The sequence below is a fragment of the Viridibacillus soli genome (assembly GCF_016612995.1).
GTDB lineage: Bacteria > Bacillota > Bacilli > Bacillales_A > Planococcaceae > Viridibacillus > Viridibacillus soli.
This window is the reverse complement of record NZ_JAEOAH010000007.1, coordinates 114,779-132,887: the sequence shown is the minus strand read 5'-3', so window position 1 is coordinate 132,887 and position 18,109 is coordinate 114,779. Positions and strand designations below refer to the sequence as shown.

Genomic DNA, 18,109 nt, shown 5'->3' with positions numbered 1-18,109 from the left:
TATGTTACGTTATGCATAAAGATTATAGAATAAAAAAACATCCCTCGTTTTTCAACGAGGGATGTGATAATAGTGATGATTATAAGTTAATTCGTTTCAATTAAGCCATATTTACCGTCTTTACGTTTGTAAACAATGTTGGTTCCATCTGATTCAGCATCTGTAAAGATGTAGAAGTCGTGACCAAGTAAATTCATTTGAAGTACAGCTTCCTCATGATCCATCGGTTTTAATGAGAACTGTTTAGTACGCACGATTGTCAATTCGTCCTCTTCCTCAGCAACAGCTGCTGCTGTCGATGATTGAACTGTAGCAAAGTAATAGCCTACACCTTCACGCTCACGGAATTTTCGGTTCACTTTTGTTTTGTGCTTACGAATTTGTCGCTCCAGTTTGTTTATAATTAAATCGATCCCTGCATATAAATCTGCATTGCGCTCTTCAGCACGTAATGTTAGGTTTTTCATAGGAATAGTTACTTCAACTTTAGTTTGCTTATCATTGTAAAGCTTCAAGTTAACGTTAGCTGTTGCCTCGAAATCTTCGTTGAAATAACGCTCCATTTTTTGGATTTTGCTTTCAACGTACTCTCGAATTGCTGGAGTCACCTCAATATTTTCACCACGAATGTTAAATGTTAGCATGTAAACTCCTCCTTTATTTCAACCATGTATTACTTATTCTACATTTCCCCGAAAACTCCTTCTTAAAACGCAAAAAAAATTTAAAAATTATAGAGATTTTGTAGGAAATTGTCGAAATACCGAAAAACTCACCCCTCAGAAGCAGCTTTTTTGCTTTTTACTTCAATACGACGTCTGGCCTTCAGTTCCGAAATAATCATCTCTTCAACCGCATTATCTTTATCTAAATCCACACCATATAAAACAGAACCATGCTCCAACCTCTTCCACTTTACATCACCCATCGCACGAATCGGCTTCGAATAAAGAACAAACGTCAACTCCATTCGAATCAAATAATGCTCCGCAGGCAAATTTATTGGCGTCGAAATCTTCACACCACTCGGACTCAAATCAAGGATCAGACACTCAACCTTACTCGATAATTTACCCTGTTCTTTACCATCCATACACAAACGAAAATCAGCTTTCACAGGTTCTTGAAGAATATGTCGAAACGACTCCAAGCGATTATATTTCATCAGAGCTCACCTTCTTTACGATTTAATTTTATTATATACAAAGTATTTATCTTAGGAAATAGATAGGTCTAAATAATTATAAAAAACCCTCCTGGAAAAAGGAGGGTTTGAGTTATTTTTTACCGTCGAAGTACATACCATCCATCGTACGAACAGATGCATATGGATTGGTGTACTTTTGTTCTGATGTTTTAGTAGTTTGAAGTTGCTGCATATCAACTTTAATCAAATTTTTAACCTTCAAAAGACGCTCTTGAATGCCTTTATCTAACTTAACAAGGTGCTCCGTTAGTGGATGATTGCATAAAGCATCAGGAAAATTCGCCTGTAAATCATTAATAATGGCTCCGCGAATATCTAAGAGAGAATCTATTTTTTCGATATAAGCATCACGTTCTTTATCAGCTGGTAGACTGGTCAAGTGTGAGTATAGCTGTTCAGATGCAATTAGCAATTGCTGCACTTGCTCCATTAAATCTGATCCCCAGTAAATTGTTGTTTACGATTTAAGCGAATAACTTCTTTCCATGTATCGCGGAATTCTACAACATAACCTTCAACTTCATCAATGATCGCTACATCATTTTGAATATTCGCTTCAACTAGACGGCGATTCATATATTCATACAAATTCAGCATTTGTTCCGAAATCTCAATATCCATGTTTAATGTTGACATTAACTCAGAGATGATTGCTTGTGCTTTTAGTAGATTTGTATTTTTCGCTTCCACATCTTTAGCCCCAATAGCTAATTTGCCTTTATGCAAAAACTTAATACAGCCATTATAAAGCATTAATGTAAGCTCACCAGGGGATGCAGTCGTCACACTATTTTGTTTATAAGCTTGATGTGCTGATTGTGCTGCCAAAATCATACAACTCCTTTGAAATGTTTACTACTATTATACCAGTTATTGTCCACTAAATTGGGCGAAATATGACGATTGTGAGTTGGCTTTGTTAATTGCTTGTTCCATTGCAGTGAATTGCTTCCAGTAACGTGTTTCAACGTCTTTTAGGCGCGCTGTTAGTGCAGTGATGCGGTCTTCAGTACTAATTAAACTTTTACCAATTGTATATTGACTATCAGTCATTGTAGATCGACCAGCTTTTTTCTCAATGTTTTTTGTAAAAGTTTCCATTGAGTCACGTAAGCGTTGTATTATACCACGTGTATCTCCTTCAGCAGCTGTTTTACTACCTGTTTGCGTTAACGTTTTAACAACACGATCTGGATCTTCCTCTAATGCTTTACGTAATTTTTTGTCATCGATTACTAACTTACCACCATCACTTATTGTACTTGTAGTCGTAATTCCCATTTCAAACATTGTATCGATAACTTTTTCGCCTAGACCTTTAACTTGGCCATAAATAGCCGTACGCATATCACCTAGACCACTACGTAAAATTGAATCGCCGCGTAATAGACCACTCTTAGCCTTTTCATCCCAAAGTTTTTGTTCACTTTCGGACATGTCTTTCCTTTGCTCAGCAGTTAATGGTGTAAAAGCACGGTATTTTGTTTCTTTTAATTGATCGTTAATCCCTGCGATTAACTCGTTGTATTTAGAGACAAATTCTTTTACTTTGTCTACCATTGAATCGATGTCTTTGTCAGATGATACAGAAATTGCAGATTCACTACCGTAAAGTATATTACCCGTACCATCAACTGTAGCATTATAAGTTTCGTTTAAGGTCACTGAATAACCAGAAATTGTAACTGCATTTGATTTACTTGTCATCTTTAAACCATTTACCATATATTCAGAATCAGTTCCGTCTGCAATCGTTTTACCATCGTTACCTATACTAAATCCTAACTTTTTAAGTACTCCCTCGTTAGCATCTTTTTCAGTCGGAATTTCTTCATCAGTTTTTTCAGATTTTATACGGATTGCTGCCCCATCTATTCCCTGTCCAGTAGAGTTAGCTGTGATGGACATCTTACCATCTGCTGTAACTAGTGCTGTTAATCCTGCTCCATTTAATTTTTTCATAAATGACTCAATAGAATCTGATTCGCTATAGGAAATAGTCGAAGTACTCATTTTTCCATTACTACCAATTATCTCTAATTCCAATTTACCGTTAGTAATATCTAACTCACCAAGAAGAGATGCACTTGTTAAAGTTCCGTTACTACCTCCTGTAGCATACTTTAACTCTGTTGAAGCAACTTTGTTCCCTACATCAAAACCGAGTTTTTCTATTGCTTCCTTTGTATTTCCATCTGCTACACTAACACCACTTGCACCGAAAGAAAACTTTCCACCTTTCAAAGATAATTTAAAATTACTGCCCAATTTATTCATTAAATCTTGAACAGTTGTTATTGTATCTGGATCTGAATTATCAGGACCTACAGTTAATGTTTTTATAGTATCTCCTACTTTAAAAGTCAAAGTTCCAGTAATACCTAAAGAAGAAAGGTCTTCAGTATTAGCAATATCTACTTTTTTCGAACCACCCACGTCAAAAGTATCGCTAAATGTTACACCTAAATTCTTTAATTGGTCTTTTGTATCATCATCATCCACTACAACATTTGAATTTTCAAACGTTAATTTTCCACCTGATACCTTTAAAACACCGGATCCTAGTGTAGTTTGCAAATCAGACAGTGTTGTGTCTGCATTTAGTACTAATGTTTTTTCTTCACCATTAACCTTAATTTTCAATTCTCCAGAAGTTGCTACACCAAAGTCTGATAATTTATCATCGCTGCTGAGCGCATTTTTCGATAGTGTAGCCGGAGTCGTAACTTTTGAAGTTGCTGCTGTTGCCAATTTACCTATCCCTTGAATATTTAAAGTACCACTAGCGCCAGAACCTGCAGTTGCAGATATAGCCTTATTTGATACATTCACTTTATTACTCACAAAATTACTTGATAATCTGAAGTTGTCTAGTAAATAATCACTAAATGTTTTCATTTTTGTATTTATTCCACGATAAGCATCACGTTGCCATTCATAGGTTGTTTTCTTTTGATTTAATTTGTTTAACGGCGCACGTTCTGCCGACATTAACTTTTCTACTAATGCATCAATATCCATTCCTGATGCTAATCCACCTATACGGTTTACCATTTATATTACCTCCCAGTAATCTTGCTTTTTAAATTGTTTCGTCTACTACCTTACCTAAATACTTTTGCATTGTGTAATAAGCATCTAACAGTTTTTTTGGTGGGATTTCACGTACCACCTCTTCTGTTTTTGTGTCTACTACTTGTACGAAGTAACGATTTAGCCCATCATGTAACACAAATTTCGAGTTTTTATTATGAAACTCCATAAATTCATTTAAAGCGTTAATTGCTCTTTCTAACGTCTCTTTTGTTGGCTGTTCATCTTGGTGTGACTGCTGTTGTACTTTTATCAACATATCCATGTCATTTACTTTCACAGTTGATGACTTATCTTGTGGTACAACAGTAGTTGTGACATTCTCTATGGGTGCTTGTGGCGATATTCGCATTCGACTCAATCCTCCTACACTCACAATATTTCTTACTGTTATTATCGGAGACATCTAAGAATCTTTCACCCAATCTAAAAATTTCACAAGATTCAACCGATATTACATTTGGAAACAAATATTTCACATGGAGGTGAATAGATTGAGAATACAAGATAAAACATGGGTGACTTTTGCAAATAACCGTGTTCAAAAAAATCAATCTGGAATCACGAAAACACTTGAGAAGTTATCAGGCGGAGATAAAATTGTTAGGGCTTCATTAAATGCTTCAGGACTCAGTATTTCTGAAACGATGCGTGCACAGATTAAAGGCTTGTCCCGTGCACAACATAATATACAGGACGGACTATCTGTTTTAGAAGTAACTGATTCTGGTCTACAAGGTGTTAATACTGCATTACATCGTAGCCGTGAATTAGCAGTACAAGCAGCAAATGATACACTAACAGAAGACGATCGTCATGCTGCTCAAAAAGAGTTAGACCAATTAATGGAGTCAATCAATGATACAGCTGATGATTTAGAATTCAACACACAACGAATTCTGGGCGAAATCCGTCCACTATTTATCCAAGTCGGTTCAAATGCTGGACAAAAACTCGCTATTGATACAGTTGATGTGAGTACAAAAGCATTAGGGATTGAAAGTGCAAACTTGGAAACCCGTGAAAATGCTGACGCTTTAATCAGTAAAATCGACAAAGCTATCGAACGAATTTCAAAAGACTTAGCTAATGTCGGCTCTAATTATAATGCACTATCTTCACATCATGAAAATGTAGGTCGTGCTGAGGAAAGCTTACAAAAATCCGAATCACTAATTCGCGATCCAGATATGGCGCTTGAAATGATGGATTTAGTAAAACAAAACATCGTTCAAAAAGGCCATGAATTATTGATTCAAAATACAAATCGTGATGTTCAAGCTGTGTTAGGATTGTTTAAATAAAGAAGAAAAATCCTTTAGCGAATTTGCTAAAGGATTTTTCTTTTTTTCATACCCATATCGTAAATGCAATTTTAGGACAGATATATTAATCGGCATGAAGGCTGGTCGGGCGCGTATGACTAAACCCCAATGGAGAAGATTAAGCACTCCAGTATCGGCATACTCAATATTAAATTTGTGTTTAATCCATTCGCGTAACAACTGACGAGTCCAATTCATACCCGTTTTCAAACCGATTTCTGCAGGCATCAAATGCAACGTAACATCCAGTATCTGTTCTTCTTAATCTTGTGTAAACCGACGAGGTGCACCAGGAGAAGCCAGCTATACCAAATTACCTGTATTTTTCAATATAAGTGCTGAACGTATTCTCATTAAAGGTCTACAGTTGCTGCGATTTCCGGATTCATATGGCCTTGCAAGTGAAGCAGAATCACTTGATACCGTGGATATAAGGAGGCCACTGAAAAAGTAACGCTTTTTAAATTTGTCACCTTTTCCTTTCGTATTTCTTACTCTGCCTCCCTCATTTTCAATAGCTTGAATGACTTTTTGACAACATGTGATTTCATCAGCCAATTTGTTTGTCGTTGCTTTTGACGGGAATTTTTCTTTCATATTTTTATCGATTTGATAAACAGCTTTGTGAAGTAATTTAGATTTTTCTACTAAAAATTCTTTCGGTGATTTTTGGTTATAACGTGCTTTTGTATGAGTGGCATCGACGATGATGGACTTACTTTTAATGACTTCCTTTTCCAATGCGATTGCGACCGTTATAGAGACAATATTTATTTTGTAATTCATCTAAAGCTGATTGGCCTTAGGCACGAGAATATCGTAAATAGCCATAAAAGGACTAAGGTTAAGAGATTGTTGGTTGGAAACCATCGAATACACCACCTGGAATTAGTACATCTATTATACAAGAAAATAGATAGACTTTTTCAGTGGCCTCGATATAAGCGAGCGTTCTTTTCTATTTTCAACACCTGTTGGATTTCTTCTAATCATTTCCCCGTGTAATCGCATCCTTTTTTCATTTTCCCCTACATAACTTCTTTATCATCTATACTAGATAAAATTCAACAAGTGGTACTCAAAAACCTCAGTACGTTTCATATACCTTTTTTATGATGCATAAAAAATAGCAATCACTCTCTATATTAAAAGAGTAATTACTATTTCAAATGAACTAGCTATTAATCATAAAGTCTGCTTTCATAATAGAAAGTAAAATCACCTATCGCTGCAACACTGCTCTTTTCCGAATAATATAGTCTTCATAATAGGATATTTTCTCGTGTAGTTGCTCTACATTTCTTTCCATACCTTTAATTTCTATGTCTACTGAATATTGCAACATATCTACCTTACCTTGATTATCAACTTCATCGTTGGTTTCATAGTAAATTGTAAATTCATTTGTTTCTATAACTGCTTTATATGTTTGATCCGGATGATAAGATTCTGTTAAGGCAAACTCCCTTTCTTTTCCCCCAAAATCTTTCATAATTTGCCCGTCCACGTCTTGACATGAATCCAGTTCTATATCTAGTATATTTAATAGGGTAGGATAAATATCTACCCCACTTGTTAATTCGTTACTAACCATCGCACTAATGCCACCGCCGAATATCATTAGAGGTACTTTTCTACGATATTCATGCATAAAATGATATGGTGATTCTGCTAAAAAACTTTGCCCATGATCTGAATTAAGTACTATCAAAACCTCTTCCTTATCATAAGTCGCTTGAATATAGCCATATAGAGTTGCTAAATGTGTATCTAATCTCTTCAATTCATGATAATAGCGTTCAGTTTTATTTTCATCATACGATGTCCTAACAGAAGTAATACCTATTTCTTTTTTGGTACGGTATTTTGCATCAAGTAACACCTGTCCCATAAGGTTTTTATGAATTTCATCCGGCACATCATGCAAATCTGTTAATGTTAACCAAACATAATTATTCTTATTTTTATATGTTTCAATGTGTTCTATAGCTTCTCCAATAATTTCACTAGCTTCATATCCACCCATCGCATTTTGATACACAACACGATCAAAAGCTTGATCATACCCGTAATTAGGAACTGAACGCCAATCATTATTAAAATGAGCCGTATAATAGCCCGCTTCCTTAATATTTGTTAGTAGTAATTTATTTTTCTTGGACAAATCATACGCGTAGTTAGGATGGTATAACCCATGTTCAACAGCGTTTTTCCCTGTACTCACACTTGCTAAGCTAGGTAATGTCCATTCGGCAGTAGCATAAGCATTTTTATTCATATAACCTTCTTTAAAAAATGTATATGTATTTGGCATTGCATTCTCTAGCCCAACATCCTCTAAATACTTTTGAGAAATTGCATCAACAAATAAGTGCAATACTAAACGATACGGTTTCTTTTCTTCAATTAAAGGAATTGGAGTACCTATAAAGATAGGGTCTTCTGATTTTATTGCAACCTCGCCTTTATCAAACGTTAAATAATTGAACTGCTTATAATCCAATGTTCCTTTCTGATATTTTAATAAAGTTTCATTATATTTAATCGAAATATCTGTGACATCGTCTATAAATGACACTGGCAGCGCTGTTCTATCTTCGAAAAAGAAATGCTTTGACGTACAAGCTTTCCCTTTTAATAACTCTGATTTACATAGAAACCTCGTAGTTCCCTCTACATCATCTAAAAAACAGGATTTATACATATTAGTCATTACTTCGCTATCTATTTTTTGTTTCCTTACTTTCCTTATCATGCTTTCACCATATTGATTGATTGGGTAACTACGTTGATCTTCCTCATTTGCAATTTTCTTAACTTTTAGAAGCTGTACTTTGAGTTCTTCCATCGATATCTTATTTTGCTGTTGTACACCATCTATTAAACCATTCAAATTTCCTTTCGCCGCTTCCTCTTGTTCGCTATTTCCTGCGTAGCGCAAACACTTCCCAACATGATAAAAACTTTTATCATATTGACCTAATAAATATTCGGCAATACTTCCATTAAAATGCAGTGAATAGGAAAATGGATATTCAAATAACCCTTCGTCTACCACTTCCTTCACTTCATTTATCTTTTCATTATTAAAATACAATGTGGATAAACTTATGTAGTATATTTCTGTCTTACAGATTTCACCCAACCGCGTAATCGCTGTCAGCGCTTCCTCAAATTCAAGATGCGTCATACAATTTTCGATATGATTATGTAGTGCTATGATTTCTTTTACAAATACAGATTCTTTTTGTTGTTTTGACATCTTAAAACTTCCTTTCTACTTCCTATTCAGTGTGACACGAATACACTACCACACCTGTTAATCATCTAGTTTTTCACAAATAAACCATAGAAAAAGGACACCATTCTGGTACGATGTAAAGCGTCAAAACCAACATCGTTTTACAGAAAAGTTGTCCTCTATGAAACAGTTTAACACAATTTCAAAGCTTTTATCCACTCTAATTTCAAACGGAGAATTAATGGCTTTTGTAGAAAGGCATGACTATGAAGTTGGAGCATGAAATTTCATGTAGATGATGTGCTCGTTTTCTTTATGGCAGTTGCATTTGAGAAATAGACGGATTTTCGAGATGGTGCTGAAGTAATGGTGTCAATCTGGCTTTCACCTATTCATAATTCAGCCATCAGTAAGAAGGAAGGTGAGATTCCATACGAAATTGCCAAAGACCTTATCCATTTTCTTATCACTAAATGAAATCGAACAAGATATCGAACAAAAGTGATGAAATAAACCCTTCTACTTGTGTATTCCACCACAATTACGGTTATTAAGAATAAGGTTACCATGGGCACCATGTCATGATGAGGCCTGGTATCAAACTTCATATCTCTTACACAACGGAAACTGGAATGCCACTTTAAGTGAAAGAAACCAGAGGACAAAGCCACGATAAGCCAGCTGCTGCTTCTCTTGAGAACAAGGTATTCATCCTTGTACAAAATCTCGCATAAGGTAAGCATGTCGGATTCGATAGTTCAACAGTCCTTCGTAATTCTCCTGCATGATAATGTCGAACTACATCGCTTGCATTCGCTTAGCTGGATGCAACAGCCGACTCGAATGTACCCGCGTGGTTATGAACGTTACGGACGTAAGCGAGGATGAAATTTCCAACATGTATAAAGCTAGATGAGATATCTATTTTTTCTCATTGGATAAAAGGTTACTTAAATATTCCCATTCTATTTGGCAACTCCAAAAAACCCTCTTATTTGTGCAACTATTAATCGCTAGTGAAAAAAAATATTAGAAAATCAATCTCTTTCCGTTGTTTCGCTCGCACGTATTTAGCTTAGTCATTAGGGTGAAATGGCAAAGTACGGTTGTTGATTTTCTATCTAGATTGAGGAAATCCAGCGAAGATAATTTTCTTATATTTGGTTAATTAATAGTCGTGGTATACTATATATATAAATAAAGGAGTGATTTACATGGTTAAAACGGCGGTTATTCTTGCAGCCGGCTTAGGTAGTAGGCTACGTCCCTACACAGAAACACGACCAAAAGGTTTTTTACAAGTATATGAACATACTAGCTCTCTAATTGAAATGTCTATTCAAGCACTTTTGGAAAATGGCATCGAAAAAATTTACATTGGAACAGGCTATAAAAACAATTATTACGACAACCTGGCTCAAAACTACGATGAAGTAATATGTGTACATAATCCTCAATACGCTTCAACAGGGAGCTTGGCTACTTTATTGAGTATCTATCCTTTCATCAAAGACGATGATATTTTATTGCTAGAGTCTGATTTACTTTACGATTCTAATGGGATAAGGGAACTCATTTTCCACAAGGAATATAATGTAATTTTAGCAAGTAACCCTACTAATTCCAACGATGAGGTTTTCATAGAAGTTACTGAGAAATATCAACTCGTTCAGCTATCTAAAAATCTAAACAAGTTACGCAAAAGCTACGGAGAATTAGTTGGTATTTCCAAAATCTCGTCTAGTCTGTTACATGATATTGCTCAATATGCACAACGTACCCCGAATGTATCTTCTTTAGATTATGAGGAGGCGCTAGTTGCTTTAAAATCATCCGCTATCTTTGTTCATAAAATTACAAACTATACATGGTGTGAGATTGACAACGAAGAACACTTGGACTTTGCAAGAAAAAATATTTTCCCAAGATTACAATTATTGAACACGCCGATCAAACGGAATATTTTGTTGAATCCAGGTCCTGCTACTACAAGTAATTCGGTGAAATATGCACAAATTCAATCTGATATTTGTCCACGAGAACAAGATTTCGGAGAAATTATGCGGTTTATAACAGAACAACTCACTGGTATTGTAGGTGATCAAAACGAGCACACTACAACATTATTCCCTGGTTCAGGTACTGCAGCCGTAGAGGCAATCCTAACTTCTGTATTCGGGGAAAATGATCACTTACTTATCGTTCACAATGGCGCATATGGTAAGCGTATGAAAGAAATTTGTGACACATATAATATAAACTATACAATGTATAATTCGGCTTACATATCTCCTTTAGACTATGAAGATTTAGAACAATTTATTACGAATCAGCAATCTATAACGCATTTAGCCATTGTCCACAATGAAACGACAACAGGATTATTAAACAATTTAGATACTGTAGGAACACTGTGTAGAAAACATAGCCTTGTCTTCATTGTAGATGCAATGAGCTCTTATGCTGCTATTCCTATCGATATGAAAAAACAAAATATTTCCTTCTTAGCAGCAAGTTCAAATAAAAATATACAGGGAATGGCTGGCGTAGGTTTTGTTATTGCTGAAAACAACCATTTAAACGCCTTAGCAAATGTAAAGGCAAAATCTTATTACCTTGATTTGTTCTCACAATATATTTACTTTAAAAAGACAAATCAAGTTCGATTTACGCCTCCTGTACAAACTATGTATGCTCTTAAGCAAGCGATTATTGAAGTAAATCTAGAAACAATAGAGAACCGTTATCAACGTTATACAGCGTCTTGGGAGGTACTCATTGAAGGCCTGAAGCAACTTGGGCTCAAATGGATAATCCCACTTGAACATCAATCCAAAATTATTACAGCAATTTATGAGCCAGAACACCCTAATTATGATTTCGATACTATGCACGATACTTTACTTAATAAAGGCTTTACAATATACCCTGGAAAAGTAGGTAACCTTAATACATTCCGCATAGCTAATATAGGTGAAATCAATAAAAATGATATCGAACACTTTATTAATGCATTACATGACTATTTTAGGAAAGCGAAAATTTCATAAAATACACCACAAGCTGATTGGGTATCTGCAAACTGCTTGTGGTGTTTTATTATTTATTATTTACGAATTGTATAAACCTGTCTTTAACCTGTACTGGTGTCACTGTCGGTCTTCCTAAATCCTCACAGGTACCTATCGCTGTTTTACAATAACCAAACGTTAATGTCGGCTGCGAATTCCAGCGTTTTAAACTTTCTTTAACAGCAGAGATACTTTTTAGCTCATTAACGGTAGTATATCCTGTTGCGCTTGCAACTTGTGCAAAGTTTACTATCGGAGAAACAGTAGCTTGTGCACCTGTAGATTCATGTGCCCCGTTATCTAGTAAAAGATGGTATACATTATTAGGACTATAGTAACTAAGTGTCGCCATAGCTCCCATTCGCATAAGCAAAGCTCCATCCCCATCAATTGCTACAACTTTCTTATTCGGTTGAGCAACCGCTAACCCTAAAGCAATCGAACTAACACAACCCATCGATCCAACCATATATAACTGATTAGCGGTATCTCCTAACTCATAAAGCTCCCTACCTGTTAGTCCTGTCGTAGCTAGCACTAACATCTCTGAATCAGTTATTTGTTTTACACTGTTTAATAATTCGATGCGCAAAGGCTTTTCCTTTTGAGATTCCTTAGTCAATTCGATTGTCTGAGACTTCATTACTTTTCGTTGTTTTTGACCTTTTAAATCTACCTTAGCAAACGTTCCTTTTTTAACAATGAAAAAGAAAGACTTTCCATTCTCGATATATTTATCAGCTTCTTGAAGTTGTAGCAATGCTTCAGAGATATTAGGGGATAACACTGCATGGTTGATCCGCATAGTATCTAACAGTTCAGAAGTAATTTGTCCCATCAATTCATGCTGTGGCTCATCCTTCAAGCCTGGTTCTCCCCTTAGACTTACAAAACCTAAGATAGGTATCTTAAATGTATGTGTCAATGAAGTTAGCGGTGAAACAGCATTAGCTAATCCCGAATTTTGGCATAAGAACACAGGCTTTCTTCCACCTAAATAAGCACCTGAGCAAATCGCTATAGCATCTCCTTCATTTACAGCCATTACAAAATCTTCCTCATTAATTGCATAGTTAATTAAATATTTTAGGAATGAACAAGGCACACCACTATAAAAATCATATGATAGTTCACTTAATGCTTTTCCAAAATCTCGGGTTTCTAACAACTTTTCATCACACTCCTAATTGTTACTACTTCTTAAACATATAGCAATTGTAGACAAAATCATTATTCCAGTATTCTTCTATATTTGTTTTTGTAAATACAACATTTAAATTACGTTTATATGCAAATTCCTCAAAAAATGACTTAGAATAAAATAACTTAGGTAGCCCTTCATATCTCTCTTCAAAATCAGGTGTCATCCTCTTACGATACTCAATATAATCTTCTTCCTTACTTTTATCATGAATATCAATAATTGCTATTATATGATTTGATTTCTCAACCATCTTATTAAGTACGTCAGTTGCATACTCTAGGTTAAGGAAATAAGCAAATACGCTATTGGATAACAACACATCATATTTGGTCGTCACTGGTAACTCTATCGCTTCGCCACAGATTAACTCAACACTTTGTTCCTCCAAAAATACTTGTTTAGCACTTTCGATCAATCCTTTGGAATAGTCTATTCCTCCGCATGTATACCCATCTTTATAACAAAGATATAAATTAGCTCCACTTCCACACCCTACCTCAAACAAACTGCGTATGGATATTTTTCCCTTTTCCTCGTAATCCCGAATTTCTTTTTGTAGTTCATTATATTGTTTTAAAAAGCCTTCATAAGTAAATACTCCATCTACAACATCGAAACCATTCGCTTCTTTTAATTTCATAAAAATTTCTTTGTCACTTAAAAAATTCAAACTATCGCTATGAATTGTTCTATTTCCCCAAATTTTTTTCCAATTATTTTTATTCACAGTCTACTTCTCCTATACTTTATTTTATTTCCTCAGCTTTTTGTAAATCCACAATGTCATCTACATCTAACCATGATCCATCTATATATTTTATATAAACATCATTCTTTTCTAACAAACTATTAAAAAAATCATTGATTTGCCATTTTCCAGAAATTGCAATATCTTTAACTTTTTCATAATGAGACAATATAATTGAGGCACCAGTCTCTGTTACTTTCCATAACCCTACGAATTCACCAAAGGCTTTTTCCACAGGAATTTTCGGAGACATTTTCTCGAGTATGACTTTTTGTGAAAAATCTTTTCTATTACAATGCTGATTTGCATAAATAAAATCACGAGGATTTCTACCTTCTTTTGCAACATGAGCATCAACGACAATGGTAATGTCATTATCATCATTCAATAGCTCATTCAATACATATGATTTAAATAGAATATCGCCATAAGCAATAACCGTAGTTCCTCTTATTTCTTTTGAAGCTACAATTAATGAATCTAAATCTTTTGTTTGTTCGAAATCAATATTATCTAACATCTTCACATTAGGTAAATCTATCATTTCTCTCTTATAACCTCTAACAACTGTAATATCTTTTATACCAATTGCATTGAATTGACTGACCATTGTATGTAAAATAGGTTCGCCATTAACTTTAAGCATCGTTTTGGGTATATCTTCTGTTAAATCACCTAGTTGTAAACCACGTGATGCTGCTAAAATAATTGCATTCATCTCTTGTCCGTACGTAGGTAAATACTTTTTTTCTGCTTCTTTCAGTTCATTTGCACCCTGAAGCTCAAAAATGTGACCTACTGAAGCGACACTTCCTTCTACATTCATCAGGCTTTGATCTTCAAAAATTTGCTTTGTTGTTTCTTCCATCGCTGTAATCGCTGCTCTTACATTGTGATTTGCCCAAATTACTAGACTAACACCCCACTCAGTAAAATGTGTTGTAGGTGTTGAATAGTATTTTGTTGGTACAATAATTACAGGGTGACGATCACCCCATGCATCCATAAATGCTTTTATCTCAGATGCATTGCTCTTTTTACTATGCATTAATATTGCATCAGCACCCGCTAAACGGTACGCTTCCGCACGTTTAAGTGCCTCATCTAGCCCCCAACCAGCAATAAAGGCTTCAACACGAGCTACTACAACGAAATCTGGATCTGTTTGTGCATCCTTAGCCGCTTGAATCTTTCCGCAAAATTCATCAATATCTGCAAGTGGCTGTGCCTCACTATTAATAAATGAGTTTGTTTTAGGGAATAATTTATCTTCAATGCAAACACCTGCGATGCCACGTTGTTCTAGTTTTCGTACGAGGCGTCGCATATTATTAAAGTTGCCATAGCCTGTATCACCATCTAGCAGGATAGGGATATTTGTTGTATCACTCATAAATTCAATTACTTCTAGTACCTGTGTCCATGAAGCCTCGTTATTATCACGCACACCAAGTGCAGCGGAAATTGACAAACCACTCGCCCAAATTCCTTTAAAACCGGTATTTTCAACAATTTTTGCAGATAAACCATTATGGGCTTCCATGATAAACTCTAAATTATTTGATTGAAGCATATTTTTTAACTGCGTTGTTTTTTTCATTTCCTAATACCCTCTTCCTATGTATGTATATCAGAATTAATATTTATTACACTATAGTTTTATTATTCAAAATAAATTTGATACAAGATTCTATTACAATTCAGAATTCGATATGTAGCTATTAATATCCCTACATACATTTTGCTGTTTCTTACTTAAAAATTGATATTTGCAAATAAATATTTTGCCAGTATTTTCATTAAAACATCTTTATTTGACAATGGAAATTATCCACTTTCTTATAATGTGTCTCAAACGTTAACTAAGTATCTTACATTTTTGTCGAGGGTAGCTTAACGTAGCTAGCAAATGTTTTTTTGATCGCGAGGAAATAGATTTTCATACATCTAAAGTCATTGGAGTGCCAGCTCGATAATCTTTACTAGCTGATTTATTTAAAATCTTATCATTATACTTAGACTCCAAACCATATCCCGGTCGCATATTCTTATTATTCTCTGCAGTAAACTTCTCTCCAACTTTACTATCTTTAGAAACATGAATAGAATAACAAAATGTAAGTTTTTTTACTTTTAAGTAAGAATATGCGTTATGTTATTTACTCCTTGCCATGCACGTTCTGTCTCACGACAAATGCCTTCAATTCCTCCGGTTCCATTGAAAATATCGAATCTACGCTACCACCAGCTCGAGATAATGTAAAGTGCTTTTCAATTACCGTTACCCACAAACTATCCCATTATCAAAAAAAGCATGGTTAAATCACCATGCCACCATACCGACACCTACTCTTTTAGTTTCATCAACATTCTTTCACATTTTTCTATATCAGATATATCATCTATATCTACGTTATACTGATCGTCCATAATATATGGATATATATTGTCATTTAAGCTTGTGTCATTATTTAAACTATCATCAACTTTATTAATATAAATAGCACCATTAACGATGTAATTGGATGTAGTATAGACGAATGGACATACCTCGATTAAATCACTATGATTGCGATAACAAGAGGACGTATCCGATTTTGAAACAAAAACGATACAATCACGAATTTAAACTAACGGTGATCGAGCTTTATCGCTCAGGTAGGTAGGTAGGCCGGTCAGCCAACTATCTAGCGAATATGGTGTTTCAGAAGTAACGATTTAAAAATGGATTAAACTACATTCACCAATTGAAGGAACCCAAGAATTAACTGCAGCAGAAGTAGCTACAATTCAAAAGGAAAATCTTCGATTAAAACAAGAGGTAGACATTCTAAAAAAGCCTATGACCATATTCGCGCAAAAATAGAGGACCAAGAGATAATCGACCATATTACAAACGAAAGCGAACATCAACCCGTTCAATTGATCTATCTCGTTTTAAAGATGCCTAAAAGTATGTATTATCAATATTTTCATAAAAAGCCAAACAGTTATCACGTGAAAAACGAGGAATTATTAGCCCGAATTTGCGTCATCGACAAAGAAAGCGATGGCCGTTATGGTGCACCGAAAATCTTTGAAATCCTCAAAAAAGAAGGCTACACCAGTTGAAAAATCAAAATAATTCAGTTTAAGCTTTGTTTCATCTCCAATCCAAAATAATTAATAAAAAATTAATTCATTAATTATTTTTCAAGATTAAATGTATCTCTGATGAAAATTCAGACTTATCAAAAGTTAGCTGAATATCATCTATTACATCTACAAATTTCTCGGAAAATAAATCTATCATCTTTTTGCTAACATTTTTGCTTTTCATCTGTATTAAGCTAAAACGATATAAATCCATTGCATCAACTCCGAATTGCCATTCAGCCAAAGAAGTGAAGTCAAACTCTTTACAAAAGTAGTTTATAGATTCCTTCGTATATAAATGTGTATGCCCTCCATATAAATGTCGATTAAATATATTTTCATTCAATATTTCCCAAAAAACAGAGTAAGAAAATAAAGGTAAAGAGATGTAATAGAATTTTATGTTTTTATTCATAGAGATTGCTTTTAAAATTTCTCTAGGATTCGTTAAATGCTCTAAAACACCAATCATTGTTAGTATTTCTGCTTCAGAATTTGCTATGATATCCACTAGTGAGTCCATCTCAATTTGTTCTACAAGATCTTGTCCAAGCATTTTATTGGCAAAATTTACTTGAGTCGTTGACACCTCATATCCATGAACATTAATAAATTTTTCATTTAAAAGAGCTTTTACAAAATAGCCAGACCCTGCACCAATATCCATTACTGAATTAATAGTTATTTTGTTTGTATTTAATAAAAAATCGCCTAAAAATTTTGCTTTTGGAGTATAAATTTTATCTACTCTGCTTAACCATTTTCTTCTATCTTCTGCTGAATAAGTTTTAGAATATGAAGTAACCTCTTCAACATATACTGCTTTAGCAAATTCATTTGTATCGTCATAGATACTATTTAAATGATTACAAGTTTCACATAGATGATAGTCAATCCCTTGTTTTGTGAATAATACTTCTCTTGACAACTCATTTGAGCAGTTTTTACATTCGCTACGTTTAGGTTGTTTTTTTGCAATTTTCGCCAATTTAATGTTATCCTTTAACAATTCATTGTTACTTTCTATAAAAGTCTTTTTGATATCAAAAATATCTCCCAAACTTTTACCATACTTTTTCAACATA

15 protein-coding genes and 1 pseudogene are annotated in these 18,109 nt (G+C 34.5%); 2 read left to right on the top strand and 14 right to left on the bottom strand.

Translation table 11 applies throughout. The annotated features are described in order from the left end of the window. Positions 1–86: 86 nt before the first annotated feature. The 6 genes from hpf to JFL43_RS08250 form a co-directional block, all read right to left on the bottom strand. Positions 87–644, bottom strand: coding sequence for a ribosome hibernation-promoting factor, HPF/YfiA family (gene hpf / locus JFL43_RS08275; RefSeq protein WP_200748658.1), 558 nt, complete (start codon positions 642–644; stop codon positions 87–89). A 128-nt stretch (positions 645–772) separates the two neighbouring features. Beyond that, positions 773–1,165, bottom strand: a complete 393-nt coding sequence (locus JFL43_RS08270; RefSeq protein ID WP_100794693.1) for a PilZ domain-containing protein — start codon at positions 1,163–1,165, stop codon at positions 773–775. Positions 1,166–1,277: 112 nt separating this feature from the next. Further along, positions 1,278–1,637, bottom strand: coding sequence for a flagellar protein FliT (locus tag JFL43_RS08265; protein ID WP_200748657.1), 360 nt, complete (start codon positions 1,635–1,637; stop codon positions 1,278–1,280). Then, positions 1,637–2,041 carry a flagellar export chaperone FliS gene (gene fliS, locus JFL43_RS08260; protein WP_198517790.1) on the bottom strand — a complete coding sequence of 135 codons (405 nt, stop codon included), beginning with the start codon at positions 2,039–2,041 and terminating at the stop codon, positions 1,637–1,639. Before fliS ends, JFL43_RS08265 begins: the two co-directional genes overlap by 1 nt. 36 nt (positions 2,042–2,077) lie before the next feature. Beyond that, positions 2,078–4,261, bottom strand: a complete 2,184-nt coding sequence (gene fliD, locus JFL43_RS08255) for a flagellar filament capping protein FliD (protein WP_200748656.1) — start codon at positions 4,259–4,261, stop codon at positions 2,078–2,080. A 28-nt stretch (positions 4,262–4,289) separates the two neighbouring features. After that, on the bottom strand, positions 4,290–4,652 hold the full coding sequence (locus JFL43_RS08250) for a flagellar protein FlaG (RefSeq protein WP_100794696.1): 363 nt from the start codon (positions 4,650–4,652) through the stop codon (positions 4,290–4,292). A gap of 142 nt (positions 4,653–4,794) precedes the next feature. Here JFL43_RS08250 and JFL43_RS08245 point away from each other — a divergent pair, with 142 nt between their 5' ends. Continuing rightward, entirely contained in the window at positions 4,795–5,604 is an 810-nt protein-coding gene (locus tag JFL43_RS08245; RefSeq protein ID WP_200748655.1) for a flagellin, read from the top strand. On the opposite strand, the gene JFL43_RS08240 is transcribed toward JFL43_RS08245, so the two are convergent. The 3 genes and pseudogenes from JFL43_RS08240 to JFL43_RS08230 all read right to left on the bottom strand — a co-directional run bounded on the left by JFL43_RS08240 (position 5,587) and on the right by JFL43_RS08230 (position 8,887). Continuing rightward, positions 5,587–5,853, bottom strand: coding sequence for a helix-turn-helix domain-containing protein (locus tag JFL43_RS08240; protein WP_200748654.1), 267 nt, complete (start codon positions 5,851–5,853; stop codon positions 5,587–5,589). The two genes, JFL43_RS08245 and JFL43_RS08240, sit on opposite strands and share 18 nt — an antisense overlap. A gap of 276 nt (positions 5,854–6,129) precedes the next feature. Beyond that, positions 6,130–6,495, bottom strand: a pseudogene (locus JFL43_RS08235) (IS5/IS1182 family transposase); the annotation flags it as partial. A gap of 352 nt (positions 6,496–6,847) precedes the next feature. After that, positions 6,848–8,887 carry a sulfatase-like hydrolase/transferase gene (locus tag JFL43_RS08230; RefSeq protein WP_200748653.1) on the bottom strand — a complete coding sequence of 680 codons (2,040 nt, stop codon included), beginning with the start codon at positions 8,885–8,887 and terminating at the stop codon, positions 6,848–6,850. Between the two features lie 1,193 nt (positions 8,888–10,080). On the opposite strand from JFL43_RS08230, the gene JFL43_RS08225 reads away from it, so the two are divergent. Continuing rightward, positions 10,081–11,916, top strand: coding sequence for a 2-aminoethylphosphonate aminotransferase (locus tag JFL43_RS08225; RefSeq protein WP_200748652.1), 1,836 nt, complete (start codon positions 10,081–10,083; stop codon positions 11,914–11,916). A 49-nt stretch (positions 11,917–11,965) separates the two neighbouring features. Here JFL43_RS08225 and aepY read toward each other — a convergent pair whose 3' ends face one another. From aepY to JFL43_RS08200, 5 genes are all read right to left on the bottom strand, one after another. Continuing rightward, entirely contained in the window at positions 11,966–13,105 is a 1,140-nt protein-coding gene (aepY, locus tag JFL43_RS08220) for a phosphonopyruvate decarboxylase (RefSeq protein ID WP_200748651.1), read from the bottom strand. Between the two features lie 25 nt (positions 13,106–13,130). Then, complete coding sequence (locus tag JFL43_RS08215) at positions 13,131–13,868, bottom strand: class I SAM-dependent methyltransferase (protein ID WP_200748650.1); 738 nt, start codon at positions 13,866–13,868, stop codon at positions 13,131–13,133. A gap of 19 nt (positions 13,869–13,887) precedes the next feature. After that, on the bottom strand, positions 13,888–15,489 hold the full coding sequence (gene aepX, locus JFL43_RS08210; protein WP_200748649.1) for a phosphoenolpyruvate mutase: 1,602 nt from the start codon (positions 15,487–15,489) through the stop codon (positions 13,888–13,890). A gap of 559 nt (positions 15,490–16,048) precedes the next feature. Then, a complete protein-coding gene (locus JFL43_RS23445; protein ID WP_200748648.1) occupies positions 16,049–16,180 on the bottom strand; it encodes an N-acetylneuraminate synthase family protein in 132 nt (43 codons plus the stop codon). A gap of 890 nt (positions 16,181–17,070) precedes the next feature. Next, positions 17,071–18,108, bottom strand: a complete 1,038-nt coding sequence (locus JFL43_RS08200; RefSeq protein WP_200748647.1) for a methyltransferase domain-containing protein — start codon at positions 18,106–18,108, stop codon at positions 17,071–17,073. Position 18,109 lies beyond the last annotated feature (1 nt).